Origin of the sequence: Microbacterium aurantiacum (genome assembly GCF_021654035.1) — a bacterium.
Taxonomy (GTDB): Bacteria; Actinomycetota; Actinomycetes; order Actinomycetales; family Microbacteriaceae; genus Microbacterium; species Microbacterium aurantiacum.
Window position 1 is genome coordinate 78158 of sequence record NZ_JAJPDW010000004.1, and the last position, 16613, is coordinate 94770.

Genomic DNA, 16613 nt, shown 5'->3' on the forward strand with positions numbered 1-16613 from the left:
CCCGGTGTCGGAACTGCGTTGGGATGAGATCGATCGGCGCGCGGTGGACACCGCCCGCGTCCTCGCTGCGGATGCAGTCGAGAAGGTGGGCAACGGGCACCCGGGAACGGCGATGAGCCTGGCCCCCGCGGCGTACCTGCTGTATCAGCGGGTGATGAACCATGACCCGAAGGACGTCCACTGGGCCGGACGCGACCGGTTCATCCTGTCGGCGGGCCACTCCTCGCTGACCCAGTACGTGCAGCTGTACCTCGGCGGCTTCGGCCTCGAGCTGGACGACCTGAAGTCCCTGCGCACCTGGGGCTCGAAGACGCCGGGACACCCCGAGTTCGGCCACACCGACGGCGTGGAGATCACCACCGGACCGCTCGGCCAGGGCCTCGCCTCGGCCGTCGGATTCGCTTACGCGGCTCGTTTCGAGCGCGGCCTCTTCGACCCGGAGGCGGCGGCCGGCACCTCGCCGTTCGACCACCACGTCTACGTGATCGCCGGTGACGGCGACTTGCAGGAGGGTGTGACGAGCGAGGCCTCGAGCCTCGCCGGTCACCAGCAGCTCGGCAACCTCGTGGCGATCTACGACTCCAACCAGATCTCGATCGAGGACGACACGAACGTCGCCTACACCGAGGACGTCGCCGCCCGGTACGAGGCCTACGGCTGGCACGTGCAGACCGTGGACTGGAAGCGCACGGGCGAGTACGTCGAAGATGTCGCCGAGCTCCACGCCGCGATCGAGGCGGCCAAGGGTGAGACCGACAAGCCTTCCCTCATCATCCTGCGCACGATTATCGGATGGCCGTCCCCGGGCAAGCAGAACACCGGCAAGATCCACGGTTCGGCACTCGGCGCGGACGAGCTCAAGGCGACCAAGGAGGTGCTCGGCTTCGATCCCGAGCAGTCCTTCGCCGTCGCCGAAGATGTGATCGCCCACACCCGCGCCCTCGCCGAGCGTGCCGCGGAGGCACGCGTGCAGTGGCAGCAGAAGTGGGACGCGTGGGCCGATGCCAACCCGGAGCGCAAGGCGCTGTGGGACCGGCTCGAGGCTCGCGAGCTGCCGGCGGACGTCGCCGCCGCGCTTCCTTCGTTCGAATCCGGCAAGGACGTCTCGACCCGTGCCGCCTCCGGCGTGGTGCTCAACGCCCTCGCCGAGGTCCTTCCCGAGCTCTGGGGCGGATCGGCGGACCTGGCCGAATCCAACCTCACCACCATCAAGTCGGCGAAGTCGTTCATCCCCGCCCAGTGGTCGACCCACGAATGGTCCGGCGACCCCTACGGCCGTGTGCTCCACTTCGGCATCCGCGAGCACGCCATGGGCGCGATCATCAACGGGATCGTGCTGCACGGCCCGACGCGCGCCTTCGGCGGGACGTTCCTGATCTTCAGCGACTACATGCGCCCCGCGGTGCGCCTGGCCGCGCTGATGAACATCCCGAGCCTCTTCGTCTGGACGCACGACTCCGTCGCACTGGGCGAAGACGGACCCACCCACCAGCCGATCGAGCAGCTCGCCTCCCTGCGCGCCATCCCGAACTTCACGGTGGTGCGTCCCGCGGACGCCAACGAGACCGCGGTGGCATGGCTCGAACTCCTGCGTCGGAACGAGGGCCCCGGTGGTCTCGCGCTGACCCGCCAGAACATCCCGGTGTTCGAGCGCGGCGACGGAGACGCCTCGGGTGACGTGTTCGCCAGCGCAGAGCTGACCGCCAAGGGCGCGTACATCCTCGCGGAGGCGCCGAACGGCAGCCCCGACGTCATCCTCGTCGCCACAGGGTCGGAAGTGCAGTTGGCCGTCGAAGCCCGCGCGACGCTGGCCGAGGAGGGTGTCAACGCCCGCGTCGTGTCGGCACCGTCGCTGGAATGGTTCGCCGAGCAGGACGAGGCGTACCGCGAAAGCGTGCTGCCCCGTGCCGTGAAGGCGCGCGTCTCGGTCGAAGCCGGACTCGCCCTCAGCTGGCGCGACATCGTCGGGGACACCGGACGCTCCGTCTCCATCGAGCACTTCGGAGCGAGCGCCGACTACAAGACCCTTTTCCAGAAGTTCGGCATCACCGCCGAGGCCGTCGTCGCGGCGGCTCGCGAAACGATCCAGGAGAACGCATGAGCACCCCCACCGAACAGCTCGCCGCCGCGGGCGTCAGCATCTGGCTCGACGACCTCTCACGTGAGCGCATCACGTCCGGCAACCTGACCGAGCTCATCACCAGCCGCAACGTCAGTGGAGTCACGACCAACCCGACGATCTTCGCCACGGCCCTGTCGCAGGGCGCGGCCTACGAGGAGCAGGTCGCCTCGCTCGCCGCTCGCGGTGCCGTGGCCGATCAGGCCATCTTCGAGATCACCACCGACGACGTGCGTGAGGCCGCGGACATCTTCCGCCCCGTCTACGACGCCACCGGCGGAGTGGACGGACGGGTGTCGATCGAGGTCTCCCCCGATCTCGCCCACGACACCGCCGCCACGGTCGACCAGGCCGTTCAGCTGTGGGAGCGCGTCGACCGCCCGAACGCTCTCATCAAGATCCCCGCCACGAAGGCCGGCCTCCCGGCGATCACCGCGGTGATCGCACAGGGCATCTCGGTCAACGTCACGCTGATCTTCAGCCTGGAGCGCTACGCCGAGGTCATCGACGCGTACCTGACCGGACTCGAGCAGGCCCAGGCCGCCGGGCACGACCTCGCCGGCATCCACTCGGTGGCGTCGTTCTTCGTCTCGCGGGTGGACACCGAGGTCGACAAGCGCCTCACGGCGATCGGCGGCGACGCCGAGCAGCTGAAGTCCAAGGCCGGTGTCGCCAACGCCCGTCTGGCGTTCGAGCTCTTCCAGAAGGAGTTCGCCACCGGCCGCGCCCAGGCGCTGGTCAACGCCGGCGCGAACCTCCAGCGTCCGCTGTGGGCATCCACCGGCGTCAAGGACCCGGCGCTCCCGGACACCCTCTACGTGACCGAGCTGGTCGCGCCGGGCACGGTCAACACCATGCCCGAGAAGACGCTCGAGGCCACGTTCGACCACGCGGAGATCTCCGGCGACACGATCACCGGCAACTACGGCGACGCACACGAGGTCTTCGACCGCCTCGCCGCAGCGGGGATCGACCTCGTCGAGGTGACCCAGCTGCTCGAGGACGAAGGCGTGGAGAAGTTCATCGCCTCCTGGCACGAGCTCCAGCAGACCGTCACGGAGGCGCTGCGCTCCGCCCAGGAGACATCCGCATGACCTTTGACATCCACCTGAGCGGACACGTGAAGGCGGTCGTCGATGCGACACTGCCCATCCTCGTGTCCGAGCTGGTGGCGTCGGGCCTCACGGCGGGCGATTCGTCGCTGTGGGGCCCGGCGGCCGAGGCCGAGGCCTCCGAGCGGCTCGGATGGCTGCAGGCCGTCTCCGTCTCCCGTCCGCTGGTCGGAGAGATCCTCGCCCTGCGCGAGGGACTCATCGCCCGCGGCGTGACGCGCGTCGTCCTGGCGGGCATGGGCGGCTCGTCGCTCGCACCCGAGGTCATCACCCGGACCGCGCACGTGCCGTTGGTCGTCCTCGATTCGACCTCGCCGGCGCAGGTGCTGTCGGCGATCGACGGCGACGCAGAATCCGGCGGGCTCGAGCACACGGTGCTCGTGGTGTCGTCGAAGTCCGGCGGCACGGTGGAGACGGATGCCGCGAAGCGCGCGTTCGAGGCGGCGTTCCGCGACCTCGGCATCGACCCCGCCGAGCGCATCGTCGTCGTCACCGACCCGGGTTCGCCGCTCGATGTCGCAGCCCGGGCCGACGGCTACACCGTCTTCCACGCTGACCCGACCGTCGGCGGCCGGTACTCGGCGTTGACCGCGTTCGGGCTCGTTCCGGCGGGACTCGCGGGTGCAGACATCGCCGGTCTCCTCGACGAAGCCGAGGCGACCCTGCTCGAAGTCGCGATCGACAGTCCGGACAACCCCGCTCTCGTCCTCGCCGCGGCGCTGGCCGGCGGCGACCCCCGCCGCGACAAGCTCGGGCTCGTCACCGACGGCACGCACATCGTCGGCCTGCCGGACTGGATCGAGCAGCTCGTCGCGGAGTCGACCGGGAAGGACGGTACCGGCATCCTCCCGGTGGTCCTCCTCCCCGTCTCGCCCGAGGTCGAGGCGACCCCGGAGGACCTTCAGATCGTGCGCCTGGTCGACGAGGCGCGCCGGTTCCATCTGTTCGAGCACCATCCCGGCGAGATCCTCATCAGCGGATCCCTCGGCGCCCAGTTCGTCGTGTGGGAGTACGCCACCGCGATCGCCGGACGGATGCTGGGGATCAACCCGTTCGACCAGCCCGACGTCGAATCGGCGAAGACCGCCGCACGCGCCCTGCTGCGCGACCGGCCCGCACCCACGGCGCCGGCGTTCACCGTCGACGGAGTGGAGGTCCGCGTGTCGGACCCCGCGCTCGCGGCATCCGGCACCATCGCCGGCGTGCTGGACGCGCTGTGGGCCGAGATCCCGCAGGGCGGCTACGTCTCGGTCCAGGCGTACGTCGACCGGACATCCCTGCCGCATCTGCAGGGACTGCGCGAGCTCGTCGCCGCCGATGCGGCGCGGCCCACGACCTTCGGGTGGGGGCCGCGTTTCCTGCACTCCACGGGGCAGTACCACAAGGGCGGTCCGGCCAACGGCGTGTTCCTGCAGATCCTCGAGGCCACGGACGTCGACCTCGAGATCCCCGGGCTGCCGTTCACCTTCGGCGAGCTCATCGCGGCTCAGGCGGCGGGCGATGCCCGTGTCCTGGCCGACGGCCACGGCCGTCCCGTCGTGACCCTCACCCTCACCGATCCGCAGATCGAGATCCTGTCGCTGTTCGAAGCGGCACAGTAGGAGTTCCAGTTCGATGACCGTCGAGATCTCACGCGGGAAGAACCCGCTCCGCGCCGCCGACGACCGCCGCCTGAATCGCATCGCAGGGCCCAGCGCCCTGGTGATCTTCGGCGTCACGGGCGATCTGTCGCGGAAGAAGCTCATGCCCGCCGTCTACGACCTCGCCAATCGCGGCCTCCTCCCGCCGGGCTTCGCGCTCGTCGGGTTCGCGCGTCGCGACTGGGAGGATCAGGACTTCGCGAAGGTCGTCTACGACGCCGTCCGGCAGAACGCGCGCACGGAGTTCCGCGAGGAGACCTGGCAGCAGCTCCTGCAGGGGATCCGTTTCGTCTCGGGCGAGTTCGGCGACCCCGACGCGTTCCGGCGCCTCCGCGAGACCGTCCAGAAGCTCGACACCGAGCGCGGGACGATGGGCAACCACGCGTTCTACCTGTCGATCCCGCCCAAGGACTTCCCGCAGGTCGCGGAGCAGCTGAAGGCCTCGGGCCTCGTCGACGACACCGCCGACAGCCCGGAGCGCTGGCGCCGCGTCGTCATCGAGAAGCCCTTCGGGCACGACCTCGCCTCGGCGCGAGAGCTCAACGACGCCCTCCGGTCGGCGTTCCCGACCGACTCGATCTTCCGGATCGACCACTACCTCGGCAAGGAGACGGTGCAGAACATCCTCGCGCTGCGCTTCGCCAACGAACTCTACGAGCCGATCTGGAACCGCAACTACGTGGACCACGTCCAGATCACGATGGCCGAGGACATCGGCGTCGGCGGACGGGCGGGCTACTACGACGGCATCGGCGCGGCGCGCGACGTCATCCAGAACCACCTGCTGCAGCTGCTCGCCCTGACGGCGATGGAGGAGCCGATCTCCTTCGACGCGAAGGATCTCCGCGCCGAGAAGGAGAAGGTCCTCGCCGCGGTCACGCTTCCGGACGACCTGGCGCGTTCGACCGCGCGCGGTCAGTACGCCGGCGGCTGGCAGGGCGGCGAGAAGGTCCTCGGTTTCCTGGAAGAGGACGGGATGAACCCCCAGTCCCCGACGGAGACGTACGCCGCGATCACCCTCGAGATCAACACGCGGCGCTGGGAAGGCGTCCCCTTCTACCTGCGCACCGGGAAGCGCCTCGGTCGACGCGTCACGGAGATCGCCGTGGTCTTCAAGCGCGCACCGGAGATGCTCTTCCCGCGGAGCCAGACGTCGGGACAGGGCCAGAACGCGCTCGTCATCCGCGTCCAGCCCGACGAGGGCGTCACCATCCGCTTCGGGTCCAAGGTTCCGGGCGCGGGCGCGCAGGTGCGGGACGTGACGATGGACTTCGGGTACGGCCACGCGTTCACCGAGGCGAGCCCCGAAGCCTACGAACGTCTCATCCTCGACGTCCTGCTCGGAGACCCGCCGCTGTTCCCGCGCCACGAGGAGGTCGAGCTCTCCTGGAAGATCCTCGACCCCATCGAGAAGTTCTGGGCGGAGCAGGGCGGCCCCCTCGAGCAGTACGCCCCCGGTTCGTGGGGCCCCGATTCCGCGGACGAGATGCTCGCCCGCGATGGACGCATCTGGAGGCGCCCGTGATCGTCGATCTTCCCGACACCACCGTGAGCAAGATCTCCCGGGCGCTCGTGAGCGTCCGGGAGGAGGGTGGCGCGGTCGCGCTCGGGCGCGTCCTGACCCTCATCATCATCACCCGGCTCGGCGCCGAGGAAGCCGTGATCGAAGCGGCGAACGACGCCTCCCGCGAGCATCCGATGCGCGTGATCGTCCTGATGATCGGCGACGGCGCCCAGACCGACTCCTGCCTGAATGCGCAGATCCGGGTGGGCGGCGACGCCGGCGCGAGCGAGGTCGTCACGTTGCACGTGGTCGGCGAGGCGGGGCGCGCACCCCTGGAGTCGCTCGTGACCGGCCTTCTCCTCCCCGATGCACCGGTCGTGGTCTGGTGGCCCGATGAGACCCCGCCGGTCCCGGCGAAGACGTCCATCGGCCGCATCGCCCAGCGCCGCATCACGGATGCCGCGACGAAGCCCGATCCCACTGCGTGGGTCGCGGGGCTCGGGGCCTCCTACGCGCCGGGAGACACCGACCTCTCGTGGACCCGCCTCACCCGCTGGCGCGAGCAGCTCGCGGCGATCCTCGATCAGCCTCCGTACGAGCCCGTGACCGCGGTGACCGTGCGCGGCGCCGCTGATTCGCCGTCCACGGCACTCCTCGCGGCGTGGCTCCGTCTGGCTCTGGACGTCCCGGTGGACTGGGCGTACCTGTCCGCCGAAGAGTGGCCGCACGGCATCAAGTCGGTGAGCCTCCACCGCGACAGCGGGGACATCGTCCTGGAGCGACCCAGCTCGGATGTGGCGATCCTCACCCAGCCCGAGCAGCCGAGTCACGACCTCGCCTTCCCCCGGCGCACACTGCGCGAGTGCCTCGCCGAGGAGCTCCGCCGTCTCGATCCGGACGTCCTGTATGGTCGAGTGATTACGGAGGGGTGGGAGCTCCTGGGCCCCCCGGGTAACGCGAAGGCGCAGGACGAAACACGGAGATGAGCGGCATGGTCGAAGTCTGGTCCGAGAAGCGCGTCATCATCAGCACGGACCCGACGGCCCTCGCCCGTTCCGTCGCCGATCGCTTCCTCCGCAAGGTCGCCAAGCGGCTCGAGTCCAGCGACATCGCCCATGTCTCCCTCACCGGGGGCTCGATGGGGTCGGCCGTCCTCGCCGCGGTGTCACGGCATCCGAAGCGGGAACGTGTCGACTGGACGCGGGTCCACTTCTGGTGGAGCGATGAGCGATACCTCGACCGCGGACACGCCGATCGGAACGAGACCCAGGCGCGTGAGGCGCTCCTGGACTCCCTTCCTGTGCCGGACGCGAACATCCACGCGATCGCCGCTGCGGACAGCGGGATCGGACTCGACGACGCCGCAGACGCGTACGCCGCCGAACTCGCGCGCTTCGGCTCGGAGAACTCCGCGTGGCCGGCGTTCGACATCTGTTTCCTGGGTGTCGGACCCGACGGCCACATCGCATCGCTCTTCCCCGACCGGTCCGAGATCGGGGTCACGGATCGCGCCGTCGTCGCCGTCCGCGACTCCCCCAAGCCTCCGCCGGAGCGCGTGAGCATGACCCGACCGGTCATCAACAGCGCCCAGCGGGTGTGGATGGTCCTCGCCGGTACCGACAAGGCGTCCGCCCTCGGCCTGGCGCTGGCCGGCGCCAGTTACGCGAGCGTCCCCGCGGCCGGCGCCAAGGGCCGCAAACAGACCATGTTCTTCGTCGACGAGGATGCCGCGGGCAACGTCCCGCCGGAACTCATCGACCGGGAGTGAACGACAGAGCCGGACCCGCCTCCACAGCGGGTCCGGCTCTGTCGTCCTCGCTGAGCGAGTCAGTCTTGACCGCGACGATCCCGCAGCTGCGCGAGCGCGTCGTCGAGAAGTGCCTCGGCTTCCTCCTCCGTGCGGCGCTCCTTCACATAGGCGAGATGCGTCTTGTACGGTTCGGTCTTGGCCAGTGCAGGCGGGTTGTCCTTATCGCGACCGGCGGGCAGACCGGAGTGGGGCGAATCGATCGTCTCCGGGATCTCCTCGTCGGGGATGCCCGCAGCGAAGTACCGCACCGTCTCGTTGCCGAGGGCATCCCAGTAGGAGACCGCGACGCGATCGGCGTGGAAGCCGTGATCCTGCTCCCCCATGGGGCCCGCACCCACCCGCGTACCGCGGATGGCGTTTCCTCCGGTTGCCATCAGATCCCCTGGAACTTCGTGATGAGCCCGAGCGAGACGATGGCGACGAACCACACCAGCGCGAGCACGATCGTGAATCGATTGAGGTTGCGCTCCGCGAGCCCGGACGAGCCGAGTGCCGAGGTCATGCCCCCGCCGAACATGTCGGACAGACCCCCGCCACGCCCCTTGTGGAGCAGGATGAGGAGGGTCAGCAGGAGACTGGTGATGCCCAGCATGACCTGCAGGACGAACTCGAGGATCTGCACGGAACTTACGCCTTTCACCGCGCCCGTCGGGGCGCACGATTTCCCAGTATAGGCGGGGTCAGACGCCGACGTGTTTCTGGAAACGGATGATCGAGGAGAACTCGTCGACCAGCAGACTCGCGCCGCCGACCAGGGCTCCGTCCACGTCGGGTTCCCTCATGAAGCCGGCGATGTTCGCCGCCTTCACCGATCCCCCGTAGAGCACACGCGTGCGCGCGGCCGCGTCGGCATCCAGCGCCTCGGCGACGACGTCGCGGAGCTTCGCGCAGACATCCTGCGCCTGCTCCGGGGTCGCGGCCTGGCCGGAACCGATCGCCCACACTGGCTCATACGCCACGACGATGTCCGCGTCCGCAGCGACCCCGTCGAGGGCCGCGCGCAGCTGGGACACGGGCACGGCACTGGCGCCGAACTTCTCCAGGTCCTCGCTGGTCTCTCCGACGCAGATGACGGGGACGAGTCCGTGGCGGAGGGCGGCCTGCACCTTCGCGGCGACGACGTCATCGCCCTCCGCGTGGTATTCGCGCCGCTCCGAGTGCCCGATGATGACGTAACGTGCGTCCAGCTTCGACAGGAAGGCACCCGAGATCTCACCGGTGTAGGCACCCGAGTCGTGCGTGGACAGGTCCTGCGCGCCGAGGGCGAAGGGGATCTTGTCCGCATCCAGGAGCGTCTGGACCGTGCGCAGATCGGTGAACGGCGGGAACACGGCGACCTCGACGGTGCTGTGGTCGTGTCCGGCGTCCTTGAGGGTCCAGTGCAGCTTCTGCACGAACGCCACCGCCTGGAGGTGATCCAGGTTCATCTTCCAGTTGCCCGCGATGAGCGGCATCCGTGTGGTCATTGCCATCCGAGGACCTCCAGTCCGGGGAGCTTCTTGCCCTCGAGGAACTCGAGGCTGGCGCCGCCGCCGGTCGAGATGTGACCGAAGGCGTCGTCGGTGAATCCGAGCTGACGGACAGCGGCGGCGGAGTCGCCGCCACCGACGACGGACAGCCCGTCCACCGCGGTCAGAGCCTCGGCCACGGCCTTGGTCCCCGCCGCGAACGCCGGCATCTCGAACACGCCCATCGGGCCGTTCCAGAACACCGTGCGGCTCGACCGGACCGCGTCCGCGAAGATGCGGGCGGTTTCCGGACCGATGTCCAGACCGAGACCGGACGCGCCGAACGGCGTCTCCTCCAGCGCGTCGGCCGGAGCCACGACGTGCTCGGCATCGGCCGCGAAGGCGGACGCCATCACCGCGTCGACCGGGAGGACGATCTCGACGCCGCGTTCGGCGGCAGTGATCATGTACCGGGTGACGGTGTCGATCTGGTCCTTCTCGAGGAGGCTGGAGCCCACTCGGTAGCCCTTCGCGGCGAGGAAGGTGAACAGCATGCCGCCGCCGACGAGGATGCGGTCGACGCGCGGGAGGAGATGCTCGATGACGCCGAGCTTGTCGCTCACCTTCGATCCACCCAGAACCACGGTGTACGGACGCTCCGGGTTCTCGGTCAGGCGGTCGAGGACGTCGACCTCCTTCTCGATGAGCAGTCCCGCAGCCGACGGAAGAAGCTCTGCGAGATCGTAGACCGAGGCCTGCTTGCGATGCACGACGCCGAAGCCGTCGGACACGAGCACATCGCCGAGGGCGGCGAGCTCCTCCGCGAAGGCGCGGCGCACCGCGTCGTCCTTCGCGGTCTCTCCGGCGTTGAAGCGGAGATTCTCGATGACGGCGACGTCCCCGTCCTCGAGCGCCGCCACGGCGTCACGCGCCGACTCGCCCACGGTGTCCCGCGCGAACGCGACCGGCGACCCGAGGAGCTCGGAGAGGCGCTGGGCCACCGGTTCCAGGCTGTACTTCGCATCCGGCGCCCCGTCGGGGCGGCCGAGGTGCGAGCAGACGACCACGCGTGCGCCGGCGTTGATCAGGGCGTTCAGGGTCGGGAGCGCCGCCCGCACGCGGCCATCGTCCGTGATCCGACCGTCCTTGAGGGGGACGTTGAAGTCGGCACGGACGATGACGCGCTTGCCGGCAAGCGAACCCAGCGACTCGAGGGTGCGCAGTGCCATGACGATCAGAGCTTGGAGGCGACGAGAGAGGTCAGGTCGACCAGACGGTTGGAGTAGCCCCACTCGTTGTCGTACCAGGCGGAGACCTTGACGAGGTTGCCGCTGACGTTGGTCTGGCCCGCGTCGAAGACGGAGGACGACGGGTCGTGGACGATGTCGGTGGAGACGATCGGGTCGGTGTTGTACTTCAGGTAGCCGACGAGGGCACCCTCGGCGGCGGCCTTCTCGTACGCGGCGTTGATGGTCTCCTTGGTCAGACCCTCGGTCGGCGTGATGATGGTGAGGTCGACGATCGAGCCGGTGGGAACCGGAACGCGGTAGGACGAGCCGCTCAGCTTGCCGTTCAGTTCGGGCAGCACGAGGCCGATGGCCTTGGCGGCGCCGGTCGCGGCGGGGACGATGTTCAGCGCGGCGGCACGCGCACGGTGCAGGTCACCGTGGGGGCCGTCCTGCAGGTTCTGGTCGGCGGTGTACGCGTGCGCGGTCATCATGAAGCCGCGCTCGATGCCGAAGTTGTCGTTGAACACCTTCGCGAGCGGGGCGAGGCAGTTCGTGGTGCACGAGGCGTTCGAGATGATGTGCATCGTCTCGGGGTCGTACTCGCCGTCGTTGACACCCATCACGAACGTGCCGTCGACGTCGGTGCCGGGAGCCGAGATGAGGACCTTCTTGGCGCCACCTGCGATGTGCTTGCCGGCATCCGCAGCCTTGGTGAAGCGTCCGGTCGATTCGATGACGATGTCGACGCCGAGCTCGCCCCAGGGGAGGTTCGCGGGGTCGCGCTCCTCGAACACCTTGATGCTCTTGCCTCCGACGATGATGGAGTCCTCGGTGTACGACACCTCTTCCGACAGGCGTCCGCCGACGGAGTCGTACTTGAGGAGGTGCGCGAGGGACTTGTTGTCGGTGAGGTCGTTCACCGCCACGATCTCCAGGTCCGCGCCCTGTTCGAGGGCCGCGCGGAGGAAGTTGCGTCCGATACGGCCGAAGCCGTTGATACCGATCTTGACAGCCACGGAGTTTCTCCTGAGAAGTGTCGTGCGCGAGCGCGCGGTTGGTGCGATTCAGACAGTGGACAACGGCGTCCCGGCGGGGAATCCCGCCGGGACGCCCACGCCGTTTACGACAGTACCAGCAGGCCCGCGGTCTTCCCACGAGCGGCGTCGAGACGCTGCGCCACGTTCTGCCAGTTCGCGATGTTCCAGGCCGCGGAGACGTAGTCCGCCTTGACGTTGAGGTAGTCGAGGTAGAAGGCGTGCTCCCACATGTCGAGCTGGAACACCGGGATGGTGCCCTGCGCGGTGTTGCTCTGCTGGTCGAAGAGCTGCTGGATGATGAGCTGCTCACCGATCGGGTCCCAGCTCAGCACCGCCCAACCCGAGCCCTGGATGCCGGTGGCAGCCGCCGTGAAGTGCGCCTTGAAGGTGTCGAACCCGCCGAAGAACTCATCGATCGCCGCGCGCAGTTCGCCCTCGGGCTCTCCCCCGCCGCCGTCGTTCGCGGGAGCGAGGTTGGTCCAGAAGATCGAGTGGTTGACGTGGCCGCCGAGGTTGAAGGCCAGATCCTTCTCGAGCTTGTTCACATTCGCGAGGTTCCCGCTCTCACGGGCCTCCGCGAGCTGCTCAAGCGCGGTGTTCGCGCCGGTCACATACGCCTGGTGGTGCTTGTCATGATGCAGCTCCATGATCTTGCCGCTGATGTGCGGCTCCAGAGCCGCAAAGTCATAGGGGAGGTCGGGCAAGGTGTACTTCGCCATGTTCTCTTCTTCCTATCGGCGCGGCGCCGACGATCCTCGACGCCGCGAGGGTGACGGGTTCATCCTATTGAGCGCCAACCGCGCACGGCGGGACTTGCTTCCCGCCGAAGCGTGGTTTATGCGTCAGTCCTCGACGCCGGCGGGCACGGCGGACTCGGTGCCCGGGATGCCCTCCGCCTCGGCCTTCTTGTCGGCCATGGCCAGGAGTCGTCGGATGCGCCCCGCGACGGCGTCCTTCGTCAGCGGAGGGTCGGCGTGGTGGCCGAGCTCGTCGAGGGACGCGTCACGGTGGGCGAGTCGCAGGTCTCCGGCCTGTCGGAGATGCGCGGGGATCTCATCGCCGAGGATCTCCATGGCCCGCTCCACACGCGCGCACGCGGCGACGGCGGCCTGGGCGGACCTGCGCAGATTGGCGTCATCGAAGTTGACGAGACGGTTGACGCCGGCGCGCACCTCGCGCCGCTGACGCATCTGGTCCCACTCCTCGGCGGCCTTGCGCGCACCCATCGCGGCGAGGGTGGAACGGATGCCCTCCCCTTCCCGGACGACCACACGGGGCACCCCGCGGACTTCGCGCGCTTTGGCGGGGATGCCCAGACGGTGCGCCGCACCGACGAGCGCCATCGCGGCCTCGGAGGACGGACAGGTGATCTCGAGCGCCGCCGACCGACCGGGTTCGCTCAGCGCACCGGCCGCCAGGAAGGCACCCCGCCAGATCGCGGCCAAGTCCCCCCTGTTCCCGGTGGTGAGCTTGTTGGGCAGTCCGCGGACCGGACGCCGCCGTTGATCGAGGAGTCCTGTCTGGCGGGCGAGCGTCTCGCCGCCCTCGATCACCCGGACGGCGTAGTGGCTCCCCCCGCGTCCGCCCGACCCCTGGACGTGCACCAGCTCCGGGCGCACACCGTAGATCTCCATGAGGTCGCGCGCGGTGCGACGGGCGAGCACGTCGGAGTCCACTTCCGCCTCGACGGCGACGCGGTTCGCGATGGAGTGCAGACCTCCCGAGAACCGCAGCAGCGACGTGAGTTCGGCGACCCGAGCCGTCGGGCGCGGGTCGCGCACGGTGATCAGCTCGGCCTTCACATCGGCGGTCAGCGACACGGGGCTCCTCGTCGTTCAGGGGTGGGGGACGATCGACCAGCCTACTCGCGCGCGCCCGATCCTGCCGCCGCCCTCACTCGCGGCCGAGGTCGCGATCCCGTACCCGTACGGCGACACCGGGAAGGGTCTCGAGTCTTTCAGCGAGCTGTCGGGCCATCACCACCGACCGGTGCTTGCCTCCGGTGCAGCCGACGGCGATGACCGAATGACGCTTGTTCTCACGCTGGTAGCCGGCGAGGACCGGAGCCAGCGCACCCGCGTACGCATCGAGGAATTCCACGGCCCCCCGCTGTCCGAGGACGTAGTCGCGCACTGCGGCGTCCTCTCCGGTCAGAGCGCGCAGCGACTCGTCCCAGAAGGGATTGGGGAGGAACCGCATGTCGGCGATCATGTCGGCATCCGGGGGCACACCGTACTTGAAGCCGAAGCTGAGGATCGTGAGGGTGTGGCGTGCATCGCCTTCGTCGGAGAAGAGCTCCACGACCCGCGTGGCCAGCTGATGGACGTTGTACCGCGTCGTGTCGACGATGACGTCGGCACTCTCCCGCACCGCCGCCAGTCGTTCGCGCTCGCGGCGGATGCCGTCGACGATCGTCCCCTCGCCCTGCAGCGGGTGGGGCCGACGGACCGCCTCGAATCGGCGCACCAGCGCTTCGTCGGAGGCGTCCAGGAACATCAGCCGCATCTCCCGCCGCTCCCGGAGTGCCCGCAGCGCTTCCGGGAGTTCGGAGAACAGATCGCGTCCTCGCACGTCCACCACGACCGCCACACGAGGGAGGACGCCCCCGGCGAGGCTGGTCAGCTCCAGGAGCGGCCGCAGCATCTGCGGCGGAAGGTTGTCCACGACGTACCACCCGAGGTCCTCGAGCGCGTTCGCCGCCGTCGAGCGTCCCGCCCCGGACATCCCGGTGACGATCAGCACCTCACCGGTGTCGCTGCGCTCGGTCTCGCTCATGGATCTGACCTCCGTCGTCGCTGCGCCCAGCCTATCCGCCGGAAAGATGCGCGCGAATCGATGCCGCGAGCTTCGGGCCGATGCCGGGGAGCTCCGCGATCTGCTCCTCGGTCGCCCCCCGCAACGCCGTGACCGACCCGAAGTGCCGGAGCAGGGCGCGGATCCGCGCGTCACCGAGTCCGGGGACCTCGGCCAGTACCGATTGGATGTCCCGTCGGCGACGCTTGCGCTGGTGGGTGATCGCGAATCGATGCGCTTCGTCGCGCAGGCGCTGCAGGAGATACAGCGCTTCCGAGGTGCGAGGGAGGATGACCGGATACTCCTCCCCCGGCAGCCACACCTCCTCGAGTCGCTTGGCGATCCCGCACAGCGCGATCTCCTCGTGGCCGGCGTCGCGGAGCGCGCGGTCGGCCGCCTGCACCTGAGGCTGCCCGCCGTCGACGACCAGGAGCTGCGGCCGGTACGCGAACCGCGGGCGCTTGGGTGCGGTCCCGTCTCCCGCGACCTCGGCGTCCGGCTCGGGTCGATCGAGATAGGCCAGTCGGCGCGTGAGCACCTGGTGGATCGAGTCGGTGTCGTCCGTCGTCTCCGCCACCGAGAACGACCGGTACTGGTCTTTGCGGGGAAGCCCGTCCTCGAAGACGACCATGGAGGCGACGACGTTGGTGCCGCTCAAATGGGAGACGTCGAAGCACTCGATACGCAGCGGCGCCTCCTCGAGGCCGAGGGCCTCCTGCAGGTCTGTCAGCGCTCGCGTGCGGGCGACGTAGTCGCTCGTTCGGCGGGTCTTGTGGACCATCAGCGCCTGCTGCGCGTTCAGGGTCGCCGTCTTCATGAGGTCGGCTTTGCCGCCGCGCTGGGCCACCTGGATCGACACGTTCTTCCCGCGACGCTCCCGCAGCCACTCCGTCAGCTCCGCGGCATCCTCCGGCAGCGCCGGGACGAGGACCTGCCGGGGGATGTCGGCGCCCGACGCGTTGCCGTACGTGCGCTGGATGACCTGGTCGACGAGATCCGCGCCGCTGATGTCGAGTTCCTTCTCGATGGTGCTCGCGCGCACACCCCGCACGCGCCCGCCGCGGATGACGAAATGCTGGACGGCGGCGGCGAGCTCGTCCTCGGCGATGCCGAACAGGTCGGCATCCGTGTCCTCCGCGAGCACCAGCGCGCTCTTGTTGAGCACGGCGTCGATCGCCTGCAGCCGGTCGCGGTAGACGGCCGCCGCCTCGTAGTCCATCGCCGCCGCGGCCGCGCGCATCCGGGCGGTCAGGTCTTTGGTGAACCGCTGGTCTCCCCCGGCCATGAACGCCACGAAGTCCTCGACGATGGCCCGATGCTCCTCGATCGTCACCCGCCCCGAGCACGGTCCGCCGCAGCGACCGATCTGCCCCGGGAAGCAGGGGCGCCCCGACTGCATCGCCTTCTTGTACGACGCGTCGCTGCAGGTGCGGATCGGGAAGACCTTGATCATCAGGTCGATCGTCTCGTGGACCGCCCACACCTTCGGATAGGGCCCGAAGTACTTCGCGCCGCGGATCTTGCGGTTGCGGGTGACGAGCACCCGCGGTGCCTCGTCGCCGAGAGTCACGGCCATGAAGGGGTAGGACTTGTCGTCGCGGTAGCGGACGTTGAAGGGCGGATCGAACTCCTTGATCCACTGATACTCCAGCTGCAGCGAGTCGACGTCCGTGGGCACGACTGTCCACTCGACGGATGCCGCCGAGAGCACCATCCGGCGCGTGCGTTCGTGCAGGGTGTGCAGCGGCGCGAAGTAGTTCGACAGCCGCGCCCGCAGGTTCTTGGCCTTGCCCACATACAGCACGCGGCCGTCGGCATCGCGGAAGCGGTACACACCCGGGTTCGTCGGGATCTCACCCGGACGCGGCTTGTACGACACCGTCGGTGCCGCACGGCCGCGCCCGGTTTCGGCGCGCGCCAC

15 protein-coding genes are annotated in these 16613 nt (G+C 69.1%); 6 read left to right on the top strand and 9 right to left on the bottom strand.

Annotated elements, in window-relative coordinates; translation table 11 throughout:
• Window positions 1–4: 4 nt before the first annotated feature.
• Genes tkt through pgl form a run of 6 tightly spaced genes read left to right on the top strand, consistent with a single transcriptional unit; the run spans window position 5 to window position 8143 of the window.
• Complete coding sequence (gene tkt / locus LTL01_RS10290) at window positions 5–2101, top strand: transketolase (protein WP_236968485.1); 2097 nt, start codon at window positions 5–7, stop codon at window positions 2099–2101.
• Window positions 2098–3213 (top strand): transaldolase, encoded by a 1116-nt coding sequence (gene tal, locus LTL01_RS10295; protein ID WP_236968486.1) that lies wholly within the window; start codon window positions 2098–2100, stop codon window positions 3211–3213. The genes tkt and tal overlap by 4 nt, the downstream gene beginning before the upstream one ends.
• Window positions 3210–4832, top strand: coding sequence for a phosphoglucose isomerase-related protein (locus LTL01_RS10300; RefSeq protein WP_236968487.1), 1623 nt, complete (start codon window positions 3210–3212; stop codon window positions 4830–4832). Before tal ends, LTL01_RS10300 begins: the two co-directional genes overlap by 4 nt.
• Before the next feature lie 13 nt (window positions 4833–4845).
• Window positions 4846–6396, top strand: a complete 1551-nt coding sequence (gene zwf, locus LTL01_RS10305; RefSeq protein WP_236968488.1) for a glucose-6-phosphate dehydrogenase — start codon at window positions 4846–4848, stop codon at window positions 6394–6396.
• Window positions 6393–7361 (top strand): glucose-6-phosphate dehydrogenase assembly protein OpcA, encoded by a 969-nt coding sequence (locus LTL01_RS10310; protein ID WP_236968489.1) that lies wholly within the window; start codon window positions 6393–6395, stop codon window positions 7359–7361. Before zwf ends, LTL01_RS10310 begins: the two co-directional genes overlap by 4 nt.
• A 5-nt stretch (window positions 7362–7366) precedes the next feature.
• Window positions 7367–8143, top strand: coding sequence for a 6-phosphogluconolactonase (gene pgl, locus LTL01_RS10315; RefSeq protein WP_236968610.1), 777 nt, complete (start codon window positions 7367–7369; stop codon window positions 8141–8143).
• A gap of 59 nt (window positions 8144–8202) precedes the next feature.
• Here the strand turns inward: pgl and LTL01_RS10320 are convergent, their stop codons facing one another.
• The 9 genes from LTL01_RS10320 to uvrC all read right to left on the bottom strand — a co-directional run bounded on the left by LTL01_RS10320 (window position 8203) and on the right by uvrC (window position 16613).
• Entirely contained in the window at window positions 8203–8559 is a 357-nt protein-coding gene (locus LTL01_RS10320) for an RNA polymerase-binding protein RbpA (RefSeq protein WP_236968490.1), read from the bottom strand.
• Complete coding sequence (gene secG / locus LTL01_RS10325; protein ID WP_053547329.1) at window positions 8559–8807, bottom strand: preprotein translocase subunit SecG; 249 nt, start codon at window positions 8805–8807, stop codon at window positions 8559–8561. The genes LTL01_RS10320 and secG overlap by 1 nt, the downstream gene beginning before the upstream one ends.
• Window positions 8808–8865: 58 nt before the next feature.
• Window positions 8866–9657, bottom strand: coding sequence for a triose-phosphate isomerase (tpiA, locus tag LTL01_RS10330; protein WP_236968491.1), 792 nt, complete (start codon window positions 9655–9657; stop codon window positions 8866–8868).
• On the bottom strand, window positions 9648–10862 hold the full coding sequence (locus tag LTL01_RS10335; protein WP_236968492.1) for a phosphoglycerate kinase: 1215 nt from the start codon (window positions 10860–10862) through the stop codon (window positions 9648–9650). Before LTL01_RS10335 ends, tpiA begins: the two co-directional genes overlap by 10 nt.
• Before the next feature lie 5 nt (window positions 10863–10867).
• On the bottom strand, window positions 10868–11878 hold the full coding sequence (gene gap, locus LTL01_RS10340; protein WP_236968493.1) for a type I glyceraldehyde-3-phosphate dehydrogenase: 1011 nt from the start codon (window positions 11876–11878) through the stop codon (window positions 10868–10870).
• 104 nt (window positions 11879–11982) lie between these two features.
• Window positions 11983–12618 carry a superoxide dismutase gene (locus LTL01_RS10345; RefSeq protein ID WP_236968494.1) on the bottom strand — a complete coding sequence of 212 codons (636 nt, stop codon included), beginning with the start codon at window positions 12616–12618 and terminating at the stop codon, window positions 11983–11985.
• Window positions 12619–12741: 123 nt separating this feature from the next.
• Window positions 12742–13719 carry a DNA-binding protein WhiA gene (gene whiA, locus LTL01_RS10350; RefSeq protein WP_053547324.1) on the bottom strand — a complete coding sequence of 326 codons (978 nt, stop codon included), beginning with the start codon at window positions 13717–13719 and terminating at the stop codon, window positions 12742–12744.
• Between the two features lie 73 nt (window positions 13720–13792).
• Window positions 13793–14674, bottom strand: a complete 882-nt coding sequence (gene rapZ, locus LTL01_RS10355; RefSeq protein WP_236968495.1) for an RNase adapter RapZ — start codon at window positions 14672–14674, stop codon at window positions 13793–13795.
• A gap of 31 nt (window positions 14675–14705) precedes the next feature.
• Window positions 14706–16613: an excinuclease ABC subunit UvrC gene (gene uvrC, locus LTL01_RS10360; RefSeq protein WP_236968496.1), complete on the bottom strand. Its 1908-nt coding sequence runs from the start codon at window positions 16611–16613 to the stop codon at window positions 14706–14708.